The organism is Faecalibacillus intestinalis (genome assembly GCF_015097455.1).
In the GTDB taxonomy this organism is placed as follows: domain Bacteria; phylum Bacillota_I; class Bacilli_A; order Erysipelotrichales; family Coprobacillaceae; genus Faecalibacillus; species Faecalibacillus intestinalis.
Genome location: NZ_AP024085.1, coordinates 1175266 through 1195525, shown reverse-complemented (window position 1 = coordinate 1195525; position 20260 = coordinate 1175266). Strand labels below are relative to the sequence as shown.

Annotated in this window: 25 protein-coding genes; 6 read left to right on the top strand and 19 right to left on the bottom strand. The window is 29.3% G+C overall.

Annotation, left to right across the window (positions count from 1 at the left end; translation table 11 throughout):
- Positions 1-91: 91 nt before the first annotated feature.
- The 4 genes from Fi14EGH31_RS06440 to Fi14EGH31_RS06425 all read right to left on the bottom strand — a co-directional run bounded on the left by Fi14EGH31_RS06440 (position 92) and on the right by Fi14EGH31_RS06425 (position 4580).
- Positions 92-565 carry an LURP-one-related/scramblase family protein gene (locus Fi14EGH31_RS06440; RefSeq protein ID WP_022001735.1) on the bottom strand — a complete coding sequence of 158 codons (474 nt, stop codon included), beginning with the start codon at positions 563-565 and terminating at the stop codon, positions 92-94.
- Positions 566-1121: 556 nt separating this feature from the next.
- Complete coding sequence (locus Fi14EGH31_RS06435) at positions 1122-1631, bottom strand: nitroreductase family protein (RefSeq protein ID WP_117347027.1); 510 nt, start codon at positions 1629-1631, stop codon at positions 1122-1124.
- 358 nt (positions 1632-1989) lie between these two features.
- Entirely contained in the window at positions 1990-2907 is a 918-nt protein-coding gene (locus Fi14EGH31_RS06430) for an Rpn family recombination-promoting nuclease/putative transposase (RefSeq protein WP_200765263.1), read from the bottom strand.
- 260 nt (positions 2908-3167) lie between these two features.
- A complete protein-coding gene (locus Fi14EGH31_RS06425) occupies positions 3168-4580 on the bottom strand; it encodes a glycoside hydrolase family 1 protein (RefSeq protein ID WP_032091338.1) in 1413 nt (470 codons plus the stop codon).
- A gap of 158 nt (positions 4581-4738) precedes the next feature.
- Between Fi14EGH31_RS06425 and Fi14EGH31_RS06420 the strand changes: the two genes are divergently transcribed.
- Together Fi14EGH31_RS06420 and Fi14EGH31_RS06415 are read left to right on the top strand one after the other, a co-directional pair.
- Entirely contained in the window at positions 4739-5623 is an 885-nt protein-coding gene (locus Fi14EGH31_RS06420; RefSeq protein WP_200765262.1) for a MurR/RpiR family transcriptional regulator, read from the top strand.
- A gap of 85 nt (positions 5624-5708) precedes the next feature.
- Entirely contained in the window at positions 5709-6095 is a 387-nt protein-coding gene (locus Fi14EGH31_RS06415; RefSeq protein ID WP_158576618.1) for a transposase zinc-binding domain-containing protein, read from the top strand.
- Here the strand turns inward: Fi14EGH31_RS06415 and Fi14EGH31_RS06410 are convergent.
- The 3 genes from Fi14EGH31_RS06410 to Fi14EGH31_RS06400 all read right to left on the bottom strand — a co-directional run bounded on the left by Fi14EGH31_RS06410 (position 6086) and on the right by Fi14EGH31_RS06400 (position 8769).
- Positions 6086-6577, bottom strand: a complete 492-nt coding sequence (locus Fi14EGH31_RS06410) for an AAA family ATPase (RefSeq protein ID WP_117864968.1) — start codon at positions 6575-6577, stop codon at positions 6086-6088. The two genes, Fi14EGH31_RS06415 and Fi14EGH31_RS06410, sit on opposite strands and share 10 nt — an antisense overlap.
- Before the next feature lie 113 nt (positions 6578-6690).
- Positions 6691-7809 (bottom strand): 6-phosphofructokinase, encoded by a 1119-nt coding sequence (locus Fi14EGH31_RS06405; RefSeq protein WP_117782276.1) that lies wholly within the window; start codon positions 7807-7809, stop codon positions 6691-6693.
- A gap of 93 nt (positions 7810-7902) precedes the next feature.
- Entirely contained in the window at positions 7903-8769 is an 867-nt protein-coding gene (locus Fi14EGH31_RS06400; protein ID WP_117829411.1) for an SDR family oxidoreductase, read from the bottom strand.
- A 112-nt stretch (positions 8770-8881) separates the two neighbouring features.
- Between Fi14EGH31_RS06400 and Fi14EGH31_RS06395 the strand changes: the two genes are divergently transcribed.
- Positions 8882-9424 carry a TetR/AcrR family transcriptional regulator gene (locus tag Fi14EGH31_RS06395; protein WP_022001107.1) on the top strand — a complete coding sequence of 181 codons (543 nt, stop codon included), beginning with the start codon at positions 8882-8884 and terminating at the stop codon, positions 9422-9424.
- A 32-nt stretch (positions 9425-9456) separates the two neighbouring features.
- Here Fi14EGH31_RS06395 and Fi14EGH31_RS06390 read toward each other — a convergent pair whose 3' ends face one another.
- From Fi14EGH31_RS06390 to pnp, 9 genes are all read right to left on the bottom strand, one after another.
- Complete coding sequence (locus Fi14EGH31_RS06390) at positions 9457-9972, bottom strand: LptM family lipoprotein (RefSeq protein WP_022001108.1); 516 nt, start codon at positions 9970-9972, stop codon at positions 9457-9459.
- Complete coding sequence (locus Fi14EGH31_RS06385; protein WP_022001109.1) at positions 9969-10331, bottom strand: hypothetical protein; 363 nt, start codon at positions 10329-10331, stop codon at positions 9969-9971. Before Fi14EGH31_RS06385 ends, Fi14EGH31_RS06390 begins: the two co-directional genes overlap by 4 nt.
- Before the next feature lie 24 nt (positions 10332-10355).
- Entirely contained in the window at positions 10356-10565 is a 210-nt protein-coding gene (locus tag Fi14EGH31_RS06380) for a hypothetical protein (RefSeq protein ID WP_022001110.1), read from the bottom strand.
- An 81-nt stretch (positions 10566-10646) separates the two neighbouring features.
- The gene (locus tag Fi14EGH31_RS06375; protein WP_200765261.1) at positions 10647-11693 is read right to left on the bottom strand and encodes a serine/threonine protein kinase; all 1047 of its coding nucleotides are present in this window, start codon (positions 11691-11693) and stop codon (positions 10647-10649) included.
- A gap of 86 nt (positions 11694-11779) precedes the next feature.
- Positions 11780-12652 (bottom strand): RNA-guided endonuclease InsQ/TnpB family protein, encoded by an 873-nt coding sequence (locus tag Fi14EGH31_RS06370; RefSeq protein WP_234697853.1) that lies wholly within the window; start codon positions 12650-12652, stop codon positions 11780-11782.
- On the bottom strand, positions 12649-12792 hold the full coding sequence (locus Fi14EGH31_RS06365) for a hypothetical protein (protein ID WP_158562946.1): 144 nt from the start codon (positions 12790-12792) through the stop codon (positions 12649-12651). The genes Fi14EGH31_RS06370 and Fi14EGH31_RS06365 overlap by 4 nt, the downstream gene beginning before the upstream one ends.
- Positions 12793-12801: 9 nt before the next feature.
- The gene (tnpA, locus tag Fi14EGH31_RS06360; protein ID WP_396132905.1) at positions 12802-13194 is read right to left on the bottom strand and encodes an IS200/IS605 family transposase; all 393 of its coding nucleotides are present in this window, start codon (positions 13192-13194) and stop codon (positions 12802-12804) included.
- A gap of 138 nt (positions 13195-13332) precedes the next feature.
- Entirely contained in the window at positions 13333-13887 is a 555-nt protein-coding gene (locus tag Fi14EGH31_RS06355; RefSeq protein WP_117575681.1) for a Maf family protein, read from the bottom strand.
- The gene (pnp, locus tag Fi14EGH31_RS06350) at positions 13877-16018 is read right to left on the bottom strand and encodes a polyribonucleotide nucleotidyltransferase (RefSeq protein WP_118473287.1); all 2142 of its coding nucleotides are present in this window, start codon (positions 16016-16018) and stop codon (positions 13877-13879) included. Before pnp ends, Fi14EGH31_RS06355 begins: the two co-directional genes overlap by 11 nt.
- Before the next feature lie 111 nt (positions 16019-16129).
- Here pnp and Fi14EGH31_RS06345 point away from each other — a divergent pair, with 111 nt between their 5' ends.
- Both Fi14EGH31_RS06345 and Fi14EGH31_RS06340 read left to right on the top strand, forming a co-directional pair.
- A complete protein-coding gene (locus Fi14EGH31_RS06345; protein ID WP_117832448.1) occupies positions 16130-17383 on the top strand; it encodes a hypothetical protein in 1254 nt (417 codons plus the stop codon).
- A 48-nt stretch (positions 17384-17431) separates the two neighbouring features.
- Positions 17432-18211 carry a ZIP family metal transporter gene (locus Fi14EGH31_RS06340; RefSeq protein WP_107029303.1) on the top strand — a complete coding sequence of 260 codons (780 nt, stop codon included), beginning with the start codon at positions 17432-17434 and terminating at the stop codon, positions 18209-18211.
- On the opposite strand, the gene Fi14EGH31_RS06335 is transcribed toward Fi14EGH31_RS06340, so the two are convergent.
- Positions 18212-18838: a DUF421 domain-containing protein gene (locus tag Fi14EGH31_RS06335; protein WP_022001122.1), complete on the bottom strand. Its 627-nt coding sequence runs from the start codon at positions 18836-18838 to the stop codon at positions 18212-18214.
- Positions 18839-18892: 54 nt separating this feature from the next.
- On the opposite strand from Fi14EGH31_RS06335, the gene Fi14EGH31_RS06330 reads away from it, so the two are divergent.
- Positions 18893-19243: a hypothetical protein gene (locus Fi14EGH31_RS06330; RefSeq protein WP_032091361.1), complete on the top strand. Its 351-nt coding sequence runs from the start codon at positions 18893-18895 to the stop codon at positions 19241-19243.
- Between the two features lie 9 nt (positions 19244-19252).
- Here Fi14EGH31_RS06330 and greA read toward each other — a convergent pair whose 3' ends face one another.
- On the bottom strand, positions 19253-19738 hold the full coding sequence (gene greA, locus Fi14EGH31_RS06325; RefSeq protein ID WP_022001124.1) for a transcription elongation factor GreA: 486 nt from the start codon (positions 19736-19738) through the stop codon (positions 19253-19255).
- Positions 19739-19797: 59 nt separating this feature from the next.
- The gene (locus tag Fi14EGH31_RS06320) at positions 19798-20259 is read right to left on the bottom strand and encodes a DUF4234 domain-containing protein (protein WP_117575675.1); all 462 of its coding nucleotides are present in this window, start codon (positions 20257-20259) and stop codon (positions 19798-19800) included.
- Position 20260: the final 1 nt, after the last annotated feature.

The window sequence follows — 20260 nt, the reverse complement described above, 5'->3', positions numbered from 1 at the left end:
TTTAAATGCTAAAGATAGTATATTACTTTGTTTTAGCATAGTCAAGCACAGAGTGCTAATTTTTTAAGAAAATAAAATGATTGACTTACAATCATTTATTTCGACTACATTTTTGAGCATCTATCGCAAGAACAATCATTAAAACATAAAAAGCATCTTCGTCATGTTCTATTGTTAAAGAATATGTATCACTCATATGAAAGATTTCTTTATTAATTAAACCAATAATATTTCCTGAATAATCCACGATCTGATAATCCCATTCCCAAAAATTTCCTTCTATTTGCCAATCTTTATAATCTAAAATAAATTTAGGTTTAAAGAAAGTAAACTCTTTGGTAATTTTACCAATATATTCATCATTTTCATATAAAGCAAAACGTGGTAAAAACGTTAATATTTCTTCTTTGATCGTACCAAGATGTTCACCATACTTATTATAAATAAAAAGTTTATGTCCAAAACTGAGTTGTCCTTTCACTGTATAGACAGTTTCCCCCTTTTCATCATATATATCATAACTGTCTAGCCATGAAAAAATACGCTGTTTAAATAATAGTTTCATAAGATTCCCTCCAATTTTTAATAATGTCTATTTCTTCTTGCTTTTTCAATATCTATTACAGTTGTTAAAATGACGAAATTTAAAATATCTTCCTTTAAATCAACTGAAATATCATATGTATCTAAAATATTTCATAATCTTTTTTCAATTCTTCCAATAAGATAATCATTTTCATCTTTTACTTCATAATTATATTCAACATATTCTCCACCAACATTCCATTTTCGATAATCCACTAAAAAATAAGGAATAAAATAAGAAAACTCTTTTTCTACAGCACTAATATATTCCTCATTTTTATAAATAAAAAAACAGCTGATCTAGGATTTTCTTCAATCTTAGCAACAATATTTTCATGAGCATCATATATATAAAGTTGATACATAATTGCCATTTTTCTTTTTATAATATAGAACAATTCATTATTTTGATTTGTTACATAAAGTGGAAAATAAAAGATGGTTGTTGTCTAAATAACAACTTCATAGAACTCACCTCTTATCCATATTGTAGCAAAAAAACAACAAAACAAGCAAAGCTTATTTTGTTATAAAAATTATAAGTATTTAACTGTTTCAGCCAATTCTTTTTTTAAATGATGATTAGGAAGTGGTTCTTTTTGATTTCCATATCCTAAATTCAACATCATAACAACTTCTTCATTTTCAGGTAAATCTAAAGCTTTTTTCATTTCTTGAGGATCAAAGAAATTGATCCAACAACTATCAATTCCTGCATTATAAGCAGCCAACATTAAATGAGTGGCTACAATGGTAGCATCTTCAATTCCTGAATTTCTTTCATTACCTGGATAATCAAAAACATTGTTTTTATCATAAGCTACAACTAAAACAGTAGGTGCATGATAACGACAAGGTGTACATGCATCTATTTTATCTAAATATTCTTTTGATTGAACAACATAGATTTTTTGTTCTTGCAAGTTTTTAGCCGTTGGAGCAACTCTTCCTGCTTCCAATATTTCCATTAATTTTTCTTTTTCTATTTGTTGTGTAGAAAAATCTTTACATGAATATCTGTTTTGAATAACATCTTTAAATTCCATAATATATCTCCTTTTTTATTTTCTAATAAATATATTAAATATTTGAGTACATTTGGTAAAGAAAAATTATCAAATACTTGATGTTCTCTATAGAAAAAAGTTTACTAAATAACTTTAAAAATTTTTCTTACTTTCAAACTCTCCTCTTATCATGTTCTTACTTTTTATTGGTTTAATTTCTATATAAAAAGCCGTGGAGCTTCAAATTTTAAGTAATTGGAACGAAGTCATCCACGACATATATATAATAGTATATATTTCAACTTAACAAAAGAAAAAACTGTTGATTTTTTATTTTTTTCAACAGTCTAAACAAATCATTTTATTTGATTTGCTTTTTTACTTATATATTAACTTATTAATTAATGATTTTTAAAACATCTTCTTCATTTGTAATATTAAATATATTACGTGTTAATATATTTAGTTTTTCTAATGTTGCATTGGTTAGTTGTAATTCTAGATTATTTGAAATAGTTCCTAGTTTGATTTCTAATTGTTCTTTTAGTGTACTTCTCTTTTCTTCAAGTTTTCCTTCACTTCTACCTTCATTTCTAAATCCTTCTGCCATTCTTTCCATTCCTTCACACATATCGATTTCATCTCCTTCTGGTAAATCTCTAATTAAATCTAAACTTCCTGTAATGATGGCTGCATAAATAAAGTTATCTCTATTCATCTTTATTCTTCGATGTAATCCTTCATAGTTTCCTTTATACATTTCTTGGATAGCTTCTATAAAATATCTTGTTTGTTCATCTTTGATCTTACTGGCATCTATTTCTTTGACATCGACAACTTTGATTTTCCAATCATTAACATATTCTTTTAATTCTTCTGGTATATCAAAGTAATCATTTAATTCTAAAGGGGTATTCCATTTTTTATCTCCTGTATAAAAAACAATCATAACTTGAGGAACTAATCTTTTAAGCTTTTTGTTTTTTAACTGTTTTAAATACTCCAACATTTCATAGTTGCTACATCGTATCACCATATTTTTATCGATCGTACTTTGATGTTCAATACTCAAGAGACAACAGACACCATCAACATCTGTTTTTACGACAATGTCCCTTCTTCTTTTTTTATCTTCTGCACTCTTTGTATCATCGATAATAAGTGACATATCATTTTCATAACGTACAAGTCTTTCGGGACGAATGACTTGTTTGCCATCAAACAAGATAGCATTAGAAAAAGAAGCAAAATAGATATCATTACTGAAGAAGGTACGACAGGCACTATCAGGTGTTAAGTTATTTGTTAGGATCAATTATTATTACCTACTTTCTTTTTTATTTGAGGTAACTTATCTAGATTGGTTACAAATAAATTGTATCATATGTCCTTCTCTATTTCGTCTCGAATTTGTTTCGTATTTGTCTCAAATTTAATTCACAAATATTTCTTTTTTTATTATTTTATCTTTCCTTTTTCCTTCTTTCAATGGACGGATAGTCCAATGAATAATTGTTTCTTATACAATAAAAGCCTGTCAACAAATTATTTTGTCAACAGGCTAAATACATATTATTAATCTAAATCAGCACCGTTTGATTCGAATGCTTTTTTGATCCATTGATATGATTTTTTAGGAATACGTTTCATATCTCTTAAATCTTTATTTGTTCTATTTACATAAACAAATCCATAACGTTTATCCATATTACACATACTTGCTAGAATATCAATTGGTCCCCAAGTAATATATCCTAAACAATCAACACCATCTTCAAAGATTGCATTTTCCATTTCTTTGATATGATCTCTATGATAATTAATACGATAATCATCTTCAATTGTACGACCTTCAGCTAACATTTGATCTACTTCTTCTTGACTCATATCTTCACGCCAACCAATACCATTTTCAAGAACGAATACTGGAAGACCTGTTCTATGATGTAAATCATTTAATGTCCATCTAAATCCAACTGGATCGATTTCCCAATCCCATTCATTTGCTTCACAATGAGGATTTTTAATTTGTTTTTCATTTACACATTCATGAGCTGGTCTTTCATAATCAAATTCACCTGTTTTAACAGTGTTTGAACGATAATAAGAGAAAGCAATATAATCAACAGTGTATTTTAATAATTCTTCGTCACCTTCTTCAAAAGTAGGCATCCATCCTCTATTTTCAAGATAAGCATTCCAATAATCAGGATATTTACCTTGAGCAAAAGTATCTACTAAGAAACCATTTAATAAATTATATCCTTTAGTAGCAAAGAAATTATTTTCTGGACTATTTTCATAAGCATAAATATTAGTAATAGCACCCATACCACAGAATTTAGCATCTGGTTGCATTTGTCTTAAAGCACGTACTGCTTTACAGTGAGCCATCATAACATTGTGGTTTACTTGATATAAGTGTTTTGGATAGCTAACTCCTTCAGGAATAACTTCAGCATTAGAAACACGTAACATCATACTGTGTAAGTTTTGTTCATTGAATGACATCCAATGTTTAACACGATCTCCAAATCTTTCAATACAAACTTTAGCATATCTTTCAAAACAATCTACAACATAACGAGATGCAAATCCATTATATTCTTTTACTAAATGATAAGGCATATCAAAATGAACTAATGTAATCATTGGTTCAATACCAGCAGCTAATAATTTATCAATTAAATCACTATAAAATTTAACTCCTTCTTCATTTACTGGTTCATCTAATGTTCCATTAGGAATAATACGAGACCAACAAATAGAGAAACGATAAAAGTTGAATCCCATTCCTTTCATTAATGCAATATCTTCATCATAACGAGTATATTCATCAATAGCATCGTTCCAATCAGAAAATTCAGGATTCATAGGTCTTACATCATAAACACATAAACCTTTTCCTCCTTCATTTCTATGTCCTTCTGTTTGGAATGATGAAACTGATCCACCCCAATAAAAATCTTTTGGTAATTTTCTTTCCATAAAATGTTCTCCTTTTTTATATCCACCTAACATTTTAATCATCTCATCTTGAAAGTAAATATCTTCGATATTCCTTTTTATAATGTTTCATATTTAATTAAAATAAAACCCATTTCATGAAACTTTGTTCCATGTTATACTATAAATGGTGATATAAAATGAGTATAATGACACAATTAGAATTTGAGTTAGATTTCTCTCATTCAGAAAAAGAAATCGCCCATTATATATTAAACGAGGGAGAAAAAGTTTTAAATCTTTCTATCAAAGAACTCGCTAAAAAAACATATACCTCTCCAGCTACTATCGTAAGACTTTGTCATAAATTAGGTTTGGAAGGTTATGGTGATTTTAAAATCAAATATTCTGCTGAATTACAATTTGATTTAGCTCATACAGATCGTATAGATGTTAATTTTCCCTTTAATGAAGAAGATAATGATTCCATGGTTGCTTATAAACTAGCTAGTTTAAATCAAGAAGTCATCGCGGAAACCATCCAATTGATTGATTTTGAACAACTTAATCAAATAGTTGAACTACTTGATCAAAACAAAGATATCGATATCTATGGAACAGGAAATTCATTACTTGCAGCTATGTCTTTCCAACATAAAATGATGCGAATACAAAGAAACGTTAATCTCAAAACGCTCGCTGGAGAACAAGTCTTTATGTCTTATAATTCCAATGAAAACAAAATAGCAATGATTATTTCTTATTCAGGGGAAACCAATGAACTTATTAAAATAGCAAAAATATTAAAAGAAAAGAAAACACCTATCATTGTCTTAACTTCAATTGGTGATAATCGACTTTCCCATTATGCAAGCTATATTTTAAATATTGGATCACGGGAAAAGATTTTTACCAAGATAGCCCCTTTTGCTTCACAAACATCGATTGAATATATTTTAAATGTGATCTTTTCTTGTTTATTCAAAAAGAATTATCAAAAAAACATCCAAAATAAAATAAGCTATGATAAAGAAAATGACGTTCGTCATCCTTTACATAGCCCTGTTAATGATATCATAGAATAAAAAAGGGACAAAATAAATTTTGTCCACATGGTAATAATCTTTGAAGATTATTACCTTTTTCTTTAAAATGTTAGTTGGTGATTTTATGATTGATGATACTAACTATGCTGACTGCCTTGCTTTATACAATTTTAGTCATGTCGATAAGATCAAAGGCAAGGAATCTTTTTCCTATATCTTTAATGACAATATCAACTATATCCGTTCTCTTTATAATAGAGGTAAGATCAGAAATGTTACCTATGATACCATCCAGAAAACTATTCTTTATGGTTCTATCTATCTTGGCTATGATCTTTTTGTCTGCCCTCATTGCGGCAACGAATCTATCGTTCCTCACAAATGTCACTCCAAGCTCTGTACTTCTTGTGGCTCTAAAGAGGCTAAATTACGTGCTGTTCATATTTCCTCTATCGCTCTTGATGCCAGGCATCGTCATATCGTCTTTACTATCCCAAAACACTATTTATAAAGAAAATATGAAATATTAAATAATGCACTTTCTAGTTCATTATCTTGTATTTCATTATCGACATACTTTTGAAAAAGTTTCTTTTCAGAATCCAATAAAATATCACTGTTAAGTAATTCAAGAAATTTTTTAGCACATAAACAAATAACTTCTTTAAAGCGGTTCATTTGTTTTTCATAAGAACTTTTTGTCATATCTTTCAAAGAAATAAATATTGTTGGATACTTATTTTGATCTTTTAAAGCATTTTTATTTTTTGAAATATTTAAATAATCAAATAAATAAGCATTTTCTTTTTCTTTAATAGAAAAGAAATAATACAGCATCAACATATTAAGTGTCTTACTAAATCTTCGCGGTCTTGTACAAAAGACAACTTGTTCATTTAATACATCTATAATTAGATTTGTTTTATCTACATAATATGCATTTTTATCAATCATTTCTTTAAAGTTTTCTATTCCTGTAGATATTAGCTTCATATAATCAACTCATTTCTTTATTTACATATTATATGTGATATAAACCCTGATTTATATTGGATTATTTGTCCAATAAAAAAGAAGTCTCATCAAGAAACTTCTTTTTACTATTATTATTCATCACCAAATGAAATACCAATTGCTTTAGCTGCTTTAACAAGTTCACCATTTGGATCAACATGTTTTTGTTGACCAATCTTAGCTGCTCCAATAACTTCTTCTAAAGAAGTATAACCCATCTTATCACCATTAATTGTAACTACATTACCAAACTTACCTTCATTAATAAGTTCTACAGCAGCTACACCATAACGAATAGATAAAATACGATCATAAGCTGTAATATCACCACCACGAATAATATGTCCTGGATTAACTGAACGTACTTCATGATTAGGTATTACTTTTTCTAGATCATCTGCTACTTTAGCAGCAAGTCCTGAATATCGTACTGGATCTGGACTATCTTCTACGATTTTACCAATGACTTTTGTTCCGTCTGCATATTTAGCTCCTTCAGCAACAGCAACAACAGTATAAGGTAATCCCATTTCATCACGTTTTTTAATTGCTTTAGCAATATTTTCAATGGTAAATGGAATTTCTGGAATTAAACATACTCCAGCATTTCCTGCTAGACCTGCGTATAAAGTAATCCATCCAGCATCTCTACCCATTAATTCACAACAAATAACACGATGATGTGATTTTGCTGTTGTTTGTAAACGATCAATAAATTCTGTACCTACTGACATGGCTGATATAAAGCCATATGTAACATCTGTACTTGCTAAATCATTATCCATTGTTTTAGGTACACCAATAACATTGACACCTTTTCTTGAAAAATCACGTGCACTTGTAAGCGTTCCATCTCCACCTAAAATAACTAAAACATCAACACCATCTTTTTTCAAATTTTCAACAGCCACATCAGAAACATCTTTCTTTACTTTTCCACCATGACCATCATCTACTAAATAATCAAATAAATTATCTTTATTAGAACTATATAAAATAGTTCCTCCTTCTTTATAAATATCTTCTACCGATTCTTCAGTAAGTTCTACATAATTATTATGGTATAAACCTCTATAACCATAAACAAATCCAATCACTTCATAACCATATTTAGAGATTGCAGTTTTAGTAATTGTACGAATAACAGCGTTTAACCCTGGACAATCACCTCCACCAGATAATAATGCAATTTTTTTGACAGTACTTCCCATAATTTTCTTCCTCCATACTATATAATTATAAATTCACCTAGAGGAAAAAACAATACTTTTTTGTAAGCGTTTACAGTTATTTTATTATTTGCTTTATTTTTGCATCATTTGGTAGATACCTTCTAAAGAAATAACTTGTTGAACAGGTTTAATATTTGCTCTTTCTTCTACTGTATTTCCATAATCAACTTCCATCAAAACACCTGAAGCATAAGTTGCCATTTCACTATTCAAAAACACTATAGGACCAGCCATTTCTTTTGAATATGCTAAACGATTAGCATATCCACAATGTGATAATAATCCTTCTTCACCATGCGCCATTTCTGTAAATTCACTTTTCATACCTGTATCTGTCGATCCAGGTAATACAGCATTCACTCTGATTTTCTTACTGGCAAAAGATTTTTGTAAATATGCTGTATAATAGTTCATTACTAATTTAGAATAAGGATAGCCTAACGTACCTGGTAAATATTGGAATCCGGTTTTCATAATCGCCTCTACTGTTGCATTCCAACCTGATGCTAAAATAGCATCTATATAATATTTTTTATTTTCTTCCTTTTCCCAACCATTTCCACCAGTTGAAGTCATAAATGCAATTGTACCATTTTCACTCATAGCATGAATAAGATATTCTTCACAAATATATTTATTAGCAATAAAATCTATACTGACCGTTGTCATAAAATCATTTTTCATACCTGATACTCCTGCAATTCCAAAATATGAATCTATATGGCTAGGCAACTCTTTCATCGCTTGATCGATAGATTCTTTCTTTGATAAATCTACATGTACATATTGTCTTATTCCTTTTACATCACATTCATTCCAATCAAGTGCATATACTTTCGCACCTAAATCTACTAACATTTCTGCTGTTGCCTTTCCCATTCCTGAACTTGCTCCTGTTACAACAACATTTTTGTTTTGATAACCAAAATAATCTTTCATTTAATCATTCCTCCTTAACTTCATTATATTTTTTTGTAGATTTTCTACAAATAAATATGAACATATTTAGACATTATGTAAGGATTATGTTATAAAAAAGATAGGTGATATCATGAATAAATCAATTAAGACAAAAAAACAAGTATCAAAAACACTTATTAAACTATTAAATTATAAACCGCTTGATTTAATTACAATAAAAGAACTTACAGAAAAAGCAAATATTAGTCGAACAGCTTTTTATAACAACTTTCATACATTAGAGGATGTTCTTAAATATATTTACCAAAACGCTCATAAACAAGTCTTCAAAGACAAATATTCTCATCTTAGTTATGTCTATAGTGATGAACATATTAAAGATATGATTCACTTTTTTGATAAAAACAGTAAATTACTCCTTGTTCTTATAAAATGGAATCTTATAGAATTTATTGCAAAATATAATACCGAAATCGTGCTTAGTTATACTCAACACTATAAAAATAAATTCGTACGTGAACATGCTTTTTATTTTATAAGTTATTATCATGGTTCATTGTTCAATATTTGTACCTATTGGATTGCAAGTGGTAAGCAAGAATCTTCAGATACACTCTTTAAAATGATTAAAGAATTCGAAAAAATAAAATTTGTATATAATCAAAAAGGATAATCCATATACAATTACATATATGGATTTCTTTCTTATTGAATAGGTAATTCATAAGTAGCTTTTGTTCCTGAATAATCCAATTCTACAATCAACTTAATCTTAGAACTTTGTTGCTTTAAACCATAAGCCTCTTCCCCTTCACTTTTTGTCCCTATAGGTGCTGTTTGGGGATAAGTATTTATAGAAGCTGGATAAGTTTCACAAACATTTCCACCTTCATCAATAACTTTAAAGTTAATACTTGAAAAATAAATATCATCTTCATTTGCTATATTTTCATAAGAATAATGTATGATAATGACTTGTTCTGGTTGACTATCTGCAAATTCATTACGATCATCTGTATTTCTTACTGAATCAACTGTAAAATGAATCAAATCTTTACTATTTTTAGTATATGTTACAGTTTCACCTATCGTATATATTTTTTCTTCTTTCTTTTCTTCTGTTTTTGTAGGTTTATTTGTATCTTTTTCTTCACTACTTCCACATGCTCCTAATGTAAGTGTTACAAACAAAACTAAAACTATCTTGATTATTTTCTTCATTGTTGTACTCCTTTATTTTGTTTAAAAATTGAAATAATTGCTAGAACAGCATTTATTAAACACCATCCTGCCCAAATATTTAAATCACTAAAACTTCCAGCAAGTCCTATACCTAAAAAACTTGCTAGTAAAAATAAAATAACAACTGCAATATTTCCTCCATTTTTTTGACTATTTCTTACAGCAATTGAAACAATTCCTCCTGCTAACATAAAAATAGAGACAAAAACACCAGCACTTCCTCCTACTTCTCCATTAGCTGACATTGTATTAGCAGTCCCTACTAATACAGATTGAAAAAAAACAAATACACTTAAAATAATTGATAAAATACCTGCTACTAATTTCCAAGTTTTCATATTCCCTCTTCCTTTCTTTTTTGTCTATTCCTTTTCTAATATCTCATATAAAATACATAATTCATGAATACCTAATTCTAAATCATTTAAAATCGTAAATATTTGTGATTCAACTTGATTAAACTCTTCTCTTTCATTTAATACATCCAAATGATCTTTTATCCCTTTAAACAATGATGCTAAATAAAGAATCTTCCCAGCTATATCTTTACTTTGGTATTCTTCTATATCCATACATAACCTCCTTATCTTAGAAATAGACTACATCTATAATGTATCTTATAAGACAAAAAAAGGTGCCCCCTCGGGGCACAATTAAAGATACATTAAAAGAGTTCCAATAATAAGAGAGATAAATAATAAAATAAGCCAAGAAATAATCGTTGTTAAAACTTTAACAACAATCCCATGATTTTTATAATAAGGTAAATAGTCCCTAACAGATAAATAGTTTGTAGAAAATAAAAGTGTTATAATAAACCAAGAAATTAAAATCAAGCGATAAACAAAATACTGATACTGGCTTATTGGTTGATTTTCAATCTTAAAACTTATTAAAATCCATATAAATAAAAGATAACCCATAATCGCTACAATCATCTTCCAAAGCTTACCACTTCTAAATCCCGGTAAAGCTTTAGGATGTTTGATTTTCTTTTCTTTCTTTTTTTCAATATGAAATAATTGATCTAAATCTTTAATAATTTCTTTTACATCTTGATATCTTCCTTGAGGATCAATAGCAATCATCTTATCAATTATTCTCTTTTCTATTCCTTGTAAGTCATAATCTCTAGGCAACTTATTAGTAAGTAAAACATGATATAAAACTCCCAAAGAATAAATATCATTTCTTATGTCTGTTTGATAAAAACCAAATTGTTCAGGAACTGCATAACCTTGACTTCCTAACACCGTAGTATCTCTTTTTTGATTTTCAATATAATTTCTAGCTATATCAAAATCAAAAAGATAGACTTGTTTTCCATCATAAAAGATATTTTCGGGTTTAATATCACGATGAATAATTTGTGGATCTTGTTGATGCAATACATCTAAAATAATACATAATTGTCTTATAATTTGATAAGCTTCTAAATTTGAAAAAGTATGTTCATCTAAAATATCAGATAATGTTTGACAAGCTAAATATTCTTCGATGATTTCTAAACCGTCTTCATTTTCTTCTATTGAATAAATATGTGGTATTCCTTCCATATCTAATTGCTTTAACTTTTCCCAAATTGTTTTATTATATGTTTTCAATTCTTTTTTTATATAAATATTTCTTTTATCTAATTCTCTTACTAATTTGACACTCCCCATGTCTAAAGACAGTAGATTCTTGCTACCTGCCAACATTGTTGGCTGACCAGTTCATTTCTGATAGGTCGCAGTGCAAGATAGGGGTATGCCATTACCCTTCCTAGAGCAGAACCTATAGTTCTCTAGGCAGTATATCTGTTACCAATATACTCAGTTGAGTTGTATATATTTATAGCTCCTAGCAAATCCCTGTGTGTTTGATATCCACATCTGCATATATAATTTCTATCTTTTGCATGTTGGATTCTTCCACTTATCGGACAGATCTGACTTGTATATACTGGATCTACATACTCAACTTTTATGCCTGCCAGTTTTGCTTTGTATTCTATAAATGTAGCTAGTCTATAGAACGACCATGTATGCAGGCTATGATTGTTTTTTCGACTTGTTCTTGTCGTTGAGCGGATGTTTTGTAGTCGCTCTAATTTGATTACTGAGATATCATGTGCTTTTGCTGTATTTACAATTTCACGACTTAGCTTATGATCTATATCTTTCATGATACGTTGTTCTTTGTTGTTGATCTTAACAACTGCTTTTGGCTTCTTAGCTTTTTGAAATCTTTTTCTAAGATTATTGTAGTGTCTTCTTATATATTTGTTTTTTCTCCCATTTCCATAAAACTTGATACTTCCATCTGGACAGTAACTTACCGCAGGACATTTGATTCCAAGATCAACACCCATGACATTGTCGTTTGAAGAAACAGCATCTTCTTTTGCATCATAGACGATTTGTGCTACGAGATCATGCCCTTTTACAACAATACGCATCGTTCCTAATTTACTGGATGAAAAAATTGATTTCTGTCTTTTGGATATTTTTGTCTTGACTGATATACGTTTTGACTTTCCATTGATCATTACTGGAAAGCTTATACTGTCATCACTGATTCTAAAATTTTGATTGTTGATATAACAGCGCATTTTTTTCAAAACAGGAAGTTTTACTTGAGTATCTGAATTTCTTAATGCCTTATTATATTTTCTTATGATGGATTTGGCATCTCGAATACATTGATTGCATCAAGAACAAGATGATTGACTGTAGAAATATACTCTGTCATCGTTGCCTTGATCAATTCTGTCTGATATTTATTTGGATAAAGCTTGACTGTTTCTGTTAATTGCATAGATATCACCTAAACATTTTTTTGATCTTCAATATATTGCTTGATTACAGAAAGTGGTGCACCACCTACTGTAGATACAAAATAGCTATTGGTCCATAGCGTTGGGATCCTTGATTTCAACCAAGGAAATTCCTGTCTCAACACTCTAGAAGAATAGCCCTTGATTCTTTTAACTGCTTTGTGAATTCCATATTGTGGAGCTACTTCCATAAGCAAATGTACATGATCTGTCATGATTTCCATTTCAATGATTTCGACATTCAATTGATCACAAGTTTCTTTAATCAACTCCTTTAAGCAATCATCAACACCATCTACAAGAACGGGACGTCGATATTTTGGACAGAATACAACATGATATTTACAGGAATAGATCACATTATTATTTGATTTGTACTTCATGAACACATTATACTACTAAAAGATATCTAATTATATATGTTATTGATAAAAACTTAAAAAAGTTGCCTTATATATCCACAGCTAAAGCTGGGAGCTTTACGGCAACATTTGGTAAAGAAAAAGCTTAACGATTTCTCGTTAAGCTTCTAAATATTTAATGACTTTATACATTGGCATCCCAATGACATTTTCTAAATCTCCATCAATCTTTTCTACAAACTTTGAAGCAACCCCTTGGATTGCATAAGCACCCGCCTTGCCTTGCCATTCATTTGTATCAAGATAATCTTCAATTTCGTGATCAGATAATTTTTTAAATGTAACAGTTGTTGCATCTGTAAATGTTGTGCTTTGTTGATCTTTAATGATACATACTGCTGTAATAACAACTTGTTTATTATTTGATAACATATTAAGCATTCTTTTAGCGTCTTCTCGATCTTTTGGTTTTCCTAACATTTCATCTTGGAAGGTTACCATGGTATCTGCTGAGACAATGATATTGTTTGGATATTTTATTTGAAGTGGTTTGGCTTTTTGTAAAGCAATGTTTTCTAGTCTTTTAAAAAGTGTTAAACTTTCGTCTAACACTTCTTCTGTTTCTACAAAATCTACTGTGTAGTCTATTCCATATTTATCGAAAAGTTCTTTTCTTCTTGGAGAACTACTTGCAAGTATGATTTTATTTTTCATTTTTTTCAGTTTTTTCTTCTTTTTTAACTGGTTTTGGAAGTAAAGCTTTTCTAGAAACATTTACTTTACCTTTATCATCAACTTTAGTTACCTTAACTTTGATGACATCTCCTACCTTACATACATCTTGCATTTTGCTTGTTCTTTCATAAGACCAATCAGAAATATGTAAGAATCCATCTGTACCTTCAAATAAAGTAACGAATGCATAGTTATCATTTACACGTGCGATTGTTCCATCATAGATTTCACCAACTTCAGCTTTTTTAACAATTCTTTCAATTAAAGAAACAGCTGTGTCGATTGCTTCTTGATCACTATGGTAGATAACCACTGTACCGTCTTGATCGATATCAATTTTAACATCATTTGATTTTTCAATGATTTCATTAATTGTTTCTCCACCACGTCCAATAACATCTCTAATTTGTTCTGGATCAATATGCATAACATGCATTTTTGGTGCGTATTTAGATAAATGATCACGTGGTGCAGGAATAGCTCCTAACATACAATCCATGATTTGAGCACGTCCTACTTTTGCTTGTGCTAAAGCTTCTTGTAAGATTTCTTTTGTAATACCATCAATTTTGATATCCATTTGTAAAGCACAAATACCGTTTTTAGTACCAGCTACTTTGAAATCCATATCTCCTAAGTGGTCTTCCATACCTTGGATATCTGTTAAGATTGTATAATCGTCACCTTTTTTAACAAGTCCCATCGCAACCCCAGAAACTGGATTTGAAATTGGTACACCAGCAGCCATTAATGCCATTGATGATGCACAGATTGAAGCTTGTGAACTTGAACCATTTGATTCTAAGACTTCAGAAACAACACGGATTGTATATGGGAAGTCTTTTTCACTTGGAATAACTTGTGCTAAAGCTCTTTCTCCTAAAGCACCATGTCCAATTTCACGACGTCCAGGAGCACCCATTCTTCCTGTTTCACCAACTGAATATGGTGGGAAGTTATAATGATGCATGAAACGTTTTTGATCTTCTAATCCTAAACCATCGATTTTTTGAACTTCTCCCATAGCTCCTAATGTACATACAGATAAAACTTGTGTTTCACCTCTTGTAAATAAAGCAGAACCATGAACTCTTGGTAATAAATCAACTTGTGCATTTAATGGACGCACTTCATCAATTTTACGACCATCTGGTCTAATTTTTTCTTCCGTAATTAAACGTCTTACTTCATTTTTTTCTAAATCATGTAAGATAATTCCAACTTGTTTCATCACAGATTCTTTTGTTTCTTCATCTGCATATTCTTTTTCATCATATTGTGCAGTTACACGATCCATGATTTCATCAATGGCTGCATATCTTTCAAGTTTTCCTGGAATAGATACAGCAGCAACCATTTCATCATTACATAAATCTGTAATTTCTTGAACTAAAGCTTCATCTAATTCAAATAATGGAATTTCAATTTTTTCTTTACCACATGCTTCAACAACTTTTTCTTCAAAAGCAATTAATTCTTTAATAGCTTCATGTCCAAACATTAAAGCATTTAGCATTGTATCTTCATCAACTTCTTTAGCATCTGCTTCAACCATGTTGATAGCATCTTTTGTACCAGCTACTTCTAAGTTAATTAAACTTCTTTCCATTTCTTCAGGACCAGCATTGATGGTAAATTCACCATCAATTAAACCAACATTAGCACCAGCAATTGGTCCATTGAAAGGAATATCAGAAACACATAATGCAAGAGAAGCCCCTAACATTGCTGCCATTTCTGGAGAAGCTTGTTGATCTACTGATAAAACAGTATTAACAACTTGTACTTCATTTCTAAATCCGTCTGCAAATAATGGACGAATTGGTCTATCAATCATTCTTGCAGTTAAAGTTCCATGTTCACTTGGACGTCCTTCTCTTTTTAGAAATCCTCCAGGAATTTTACCTACAGAATATAATTTTTCTTCATATGTAACTGTTAGTGGAAAGAAATCTACACTTTTTGGTTCTTTTCCTGCAACAGCTGTTGATAAGATGACTGTATCATCATATCTTACTAAAACACTACCATTAGCTTGTTTTGCTAACTCTCCTACTTCTACTGTCAGATTTTTCCCGTAAAAATCTGTACTAAACACTTGTTTACTCATTTTTTCACCTCTTAATTTTCTGCATCATTATAGCATATAAAAAATGTTTTTAAAAACATTTTATGTTATTCATGATAAATAAATGATATAATAATGCACGAGGTGAATTTTATGAACGAAAACGAATTAAAAAGTATTGAAAGATATTTCAATAAATTCAATGAAGATGCTGCTTCTTTCAATGAATTTGAAGCAAATGATTTTATTAAATTATTAAAAAACAATGGTAGAAATGATGATGCAATTGAAGTAGGAAATACATTTTTACAAATGGCTCCTTCTTTAAAAGGATATATTAATCAATATGGGTATGCTTTATATAATAAGTTTATTAATATTGATGATGAAAAAATCAAAGAAAAAGAAAGTTTATTCTTTGATATCCTTGAAGATATTTTAGGTATTTGTAAACAAGAAAAATATTCTCCTGTTGAACCAGCAATTAATAGAGCAATTAAATATGCATTAAATCAAACTCCAATCAATTATGATTTAATGATTAAAATGCTTAACAAATTAGATGTTAAATTATTATCTGATAAACCTTTTGTTAATAACGAAGGTAGAGAATTTGAATCTTTCAAAGAAAGATACTTTAGATTAAAAGTACGTGCTTTATTTGAAACAAAACAATATAAAGCATGTGTAGAATGTGCAAATCAAGCATTAGCTACACCACTTAAATGGCATTATAACGCTTTACAATGGATCAAATATTATAGAGGATGTGCTTTATTAGAATTAAAAGAATATGATGAAGCTAATAGAGAATTTATTTCTTTACATAATCGTATTAAAGGAGTTAACTTCTACGAAGTTTTATATAAAACAAATGCTACTGTTGGTAAAGTAAAAGAAGCAAATGCTTATTTACTTTATGAATTCTTTGAAAATGGTTATGCCCTTGAACAACTTCCTTTATATCAAAGATTAAATGAAGCTGTTGAAAATAGTGGTAATGAATTATTGGTCAAAGTTGTTCATTCATTTATTAAAGCATTATGTAATGAAAATCAAAAAGATTGTGATTTTGTCATTGATGAAAAATATCAAGATAAAGATTCAAGTACTCTTTATGATGAAATGTATGATTTGATCATGTCACATCTTGATAGTTTAGTTACTCGTAAATCAGGTAAAGTTGTTTATTACAATGAACAAAATCAATTTGGTAATATTTCTGTTTATGATCATGATCCTATCTTCTTTAGACAAGCAGATTTTGCTTACGATGAAGAAGTAGAAAGAAATATTCGTGTTAATTATACTGTTTTACCTACTTATGATAGTAAAAAACAAAGATTAACTGAAAAAGCAATTTTAGTAACTATTGATGATAGTGACTATGACTTTATTAATAGATAAGCCTAGATAAAATGATAAGACCTTCATAGGATACTATGGAGGTCTTTTATGTTATCAAATTTACAACTTTTTTTACTTGCTTTAGTACTTTCTATTTTTAATTGGTTGATGACTTTTTTAGGTTCAAGCCTTGTTTATTTTGTTAAAAGTAAAAGTCAAAAACTTGTCAGTATTGCTTTAGGTTTAGCTGCTGGTATTATGATTGCTGCCACTTTCTTTTCTTTGCTTCTTCCAGCAATCCAACAAGTTGAAGATCATCTACTTTTACTTTTTTTGATTCCACTTGTCTTTTTTAGCGGTGGCTTATTTTTAAGACTATGTGATAAATTTCTTCCCCATGAACATATTATTTCTCATCAAAAAGAAGGTCCTACAAATACTCTTTCTAAAAATAAACTTTTATTACTAGCAATGACCTTACACAATATTCCCGAAGGTTTAGCGGTTGGAATTGCCATTGCAAGCGTTAAAACTAATCTTGTTCCTGCCCTTATTTTATCTATTGGTATTGGTATCCAAAACTTTCCTGAAGGTACAGCCATTTCTTTGCCTTTACATGAAAGTGGTATCTCACGTTTTAAAGCAATGATGTATGGTCAATATTCTGCCCTTGTAGAAATTCCAAGTGCACTTTTAGGGTTTTTATTTGCTCAACTTTTTAGTAGCATTCTCCCTTTTGCTTTAAGTTTTGCAGCAGGAGCGATGATGTTTGTTTGTATCGAAGAACTGATTCCTGAAGCAAATGCCTTAAAAGAAGTAGATGTCGGTACAATGAGTTTTATGGTAGGTTTTATGATTATGATGATGTTGGATGTTATGTTTGGATAGTTATTTTTTTATCACATAAAGATCCTTTTTTTCTAAAACACAATAAAGCACATCTTCTATATGAGAAATGTGTTTTTTCTTTAATTCATTTTTCAACCACGCTTCATCTTTATTTAAAATTTGAAGTGCTTCTTGATTAATACAGCCATCACTGATCAATGCATCAGGTAAAAGTGTTTGACTTTCTTGTTTTGGAATAACCGATAAAGAACCATTTGTTTCTAGAATAGCAAAATCCACTTTAGAAACACTATCGATATCACTTACTCTTAAATGATGACATAAATCATCTATACTATAGCGTAATTTTTTCATATTTTGATATTGTATCTTTCCTCTATAAATGATATAACACGGTCTTCCTTCAAAAAAATCTCTCAATTTTTTTGAACGCATCGTAATAAAAGATTCTATTCTATCTAAAATAATGAGTGTCAGTGTGGCTATCACACTATCTAAAACAGACAAATCTTGTGTTTCTAAAGACATTGTCGTGATTTCAGAAATCACTAAAAAAACAACAAAATCAAAAACATTGAGTTGACTAAATTCTTTTTTTCCAAAAAGCCTAAGTAAAACTGTTAGATAGATATACATAAAAACACTAATGATAAATATTTTAAACATATGTTCTCCGTTCTACTTACTCTTTTTTTTCATATTCTCTATTAGGAGGTTTCTATGAAAAGAAAGTTAATGCCTTATTTATTATCTTATGCATTTTTATTTGTAAGTTATTTAATCATTAGTTTTATTATGGCTATTCTTTTTTCTTTTATGCATGTTTCATCTTTTATTTATCAATTACTGATTACTTTTTTTAGTTATCTTATCTTAGTTGTTTTCACTTTTATTTTTTATAAAATGGTAAAAGAAAAGCCATTGATCCACGGAATGACCCTTTCAATGACTTATTTAATTATTCAATTTATATTTCATTTAAAAGATATAAATATTCAAATTTTAATAAAACCTTTATTTGTTTTTATTATTTATTATTTACTTTATTATATAAAGAAAAAACAACAATAACTTGTTGTTTTATGCAGTAAATTCAATATCTACAATTTTTACATCATATGCTTCAGCAACCCCAACAGTCACGATTTCATTAACTCCATGACCAATAAGTGCTTTAGCAAGTGGTGATTCATTTGAAATCTTACCATTAACAGGATCAGTTTCGAAAGAACCTACAATTGTATATTTTTCTTCTTCAGGATCATCTAAAGATAAATCTAAAATTGTAACTGTTGTCCCAGGTTTAACAACATTTAAATCCATTTGTTCTTCAGAAATGATTTCTGCATTTTGAAGCATATATTCAATTTCTTTAATTCTTTGTTCGATTTGAGCTTGTTTATCTCTAGCTGCATCATAATCAGCGTTTTCTGATAAGTCACCTTGAGAACGAGCTAATTGTAATTCTTCAATGACTCTAGGTCTTTCAACATTAATTAAATTATCTCTTTCTTCTTCAAGTTTTTCTACACCAGATTTCGTAAGTAATACTTTATCTTTATCCATTTTAAGTCACCTCGTAATCAATAATATAGCATATTTATATCTAAATATCTAGTCTATTTTTATGAATCATAAGCATATTTATTCAAATCATTTTGAATAAGTGCTCTTGCTACAATATTTAATCCAAATATTCCTAAAATCAAATAAACAAGAGCACGATAACTATCTACCATTTCTCCTTGATAAGTTTGAAAATCACTTAATCTCTCTCCAACTTTATACAACCAATAAAGTTCATATAAACCTAAAGTAATAATACTTAAAATCAAGACTTTAAAACCTGAAGAATCTTCTTCTCCAGTAAGTGTATTGACATCACTAGCAAGACAATAAAGCCAATAAAGTCCATAAATTCCAAACGTAACAATTGATAAAATAATACACATTGGAATACTACGTCTAGAAATTGCATAATCTACTCTTTGTTGATTAAATTCATATTCATTAAATGTTTTCGCTCCACAATAAGGGCAATAACGTTCTCCATCTTTAATTTTTCGACCACAATTTGTACAATACATC

Bases quoted from the DNA above. Each gene is read 5' to 3' on its own strand.
- Fi14EGH31_RS06410 (WP_117864968.1), bottom strand. From the start codon at position 6,577: ATGAAGCTAATATCTACAGGAATAGAAAACTTTAAAGAAATGATTGAT.
- greA (WP_022001124.1), bottom strand. From the start codon at position 19,738: ATGGATAAAGATAAAGTATTACTTACGAAATCTGGTGTAGAAAAACTT.
- Fi14EGH31_RS06380 (WP_022001110.1), bottom strand. From the start codon at position 10,565: ATGGATATAGAAGAATACCAAAGTAAAGATATAGCTGGGAAGATTCTT.
- Fi14EGH31_RS06425 (WP_032091338.1), bottom strand. From the start codon at position 4,580: ATGGAAAGAAAATTACCAAAAGATTTTTATTGGGGTGGATCAGTTTCA.
- Fi14EGH31_RS06375 (WP_200765261.1), bottom strand. From the start codon at position 11,693: ATGTTGGCAGGTAGCAAGAATCTACTGTCTTTAGACATGGGGAGTGTC.
- Fi14EGH31_RS06405 (WP_117782276.1), bottom strand. From the start codon at position 7,809: ATGGGAAGTACTGTCAAAAAAATTGCATTATTATCTGGTGGAGGTGAT.
- Fi14EGH31_RS06400 (WP_117829411.1), bottom strand. From the start codon at position 8,769: ATGAAAGATTATTTTGGTTATCAAAACAAAAATGTTGTTGTAACAGGA.
- Fi14EGH31_RS06415 (WP_158576618.1), top strand. From the start codon at position 5,709: ATGATTGATGATACTAACTATGCTGACTGCCTTGCTTTATACAATTTT.
- pnp (WP_118473287.1), bottom strand. From the start codon at position 16,018: ATGAGTAAACAAGTGTTTAGTACAGATTTTTACGGGAAAAATCTGACA.
- Fi14EGH31_RS06395 (WP_022001107.1), top strand. From the start codon at position 8,882: ATGAATAAATCAATTAAGACAAAAAAACAAGTATCAAAAACACTTATT.
- Fi14EGH31_RS06340 (WP_107029303.1), top strand. From the start codon at position 17,432: ATGTTATCAAATTTACAACTTTTTTTACTTGCTTTAGTACTTTCTATT.
- tnpA (WP_396132905.1), bottom strand. From the start codon at position 13,194: ATGAAGTACAAATCAAATAATAATGTGATCTATTCCTGTAAATATCAT.
- Fi14EGH31_RS06345 (WP_117832448.1), top strand. From the start codon at position 16,130: ATGAACGAAAACGAATTAAAAAGTATTGAAAGATATTTCAATAAATTC.
- Fi14EGH31_RS06385 (WP_022001109.1), bottom strand. From the start codon at position 10,331: ATGAAAACTTGGAAATTAGTAGCAGGTATTTTATCAATTATTTTAAGT.
- Fi14EGH31_RS06355 (WP_117575681.1), bottom strand. From the start codon at position 13,887: ATGAAAAATAAAATCATACTTGCAAGTAGTTCTCCAAGAAGAAAAGAA.
- Fi14EGH31_RS06330 (WP_032091361.1), top strand. From the start codon at position 18,893: ATGAAAAGAAAGTTAATGCCTTATTTATTATCTTATGCATTTTTATTT.
- Fi14EGH31_RS06440 (WP_022001735.1), bottom strand. From the start codon at position 565: ATGAAACTATTATTTAAACAGCGTATTTTTTCATGGCTAGACAGTTAT.
- Fi14EGH31_RS06435 (WP_117347027.1), bottom strand. From the start codon at position 1,631: ATGGAATTTAAAGATGTTATTCAAAACAGATATTCATGTAAAGATTTT.
- Fi14EGH31_RS06320 (WP_117575675.1), bottom strand. From the start codon at position 20,259: ATGTATTGTACAAATTGTGGTCGAAAAATTAAAGATGGAGAACGTTAT.
- Fi14EGH31_RS06335 (WP_022001122.1), bottom strand. From the start codon at position 18,838: ATGTTTAAAATATTTATCATTAGTGTTTTTATGTATATCTATCTAACA.
- Fi14EGH31_RS06365 (WP_158562946.1), bottom strand. From the start codon at position 12,792: ATGCAATTAACAGAAACAGTCAAGCTTTATCCAAATAAATATCAGACA.
- Fi14EGH31_RS06390 (WP_022001108.1), bottom strand. From the start codon at position 9,972: ATGAAGAAAATAATCAAGATAGTTTTAGTTTTGTTTGTAACACTTACA.
- Fi14EGH31_RS06420 (WP_200765262.1), top strand. From the start codon at position 4,739: ATGAGTATAATGACACAATTAGAATTTGAGTTAGATTTCTCTCATTCA.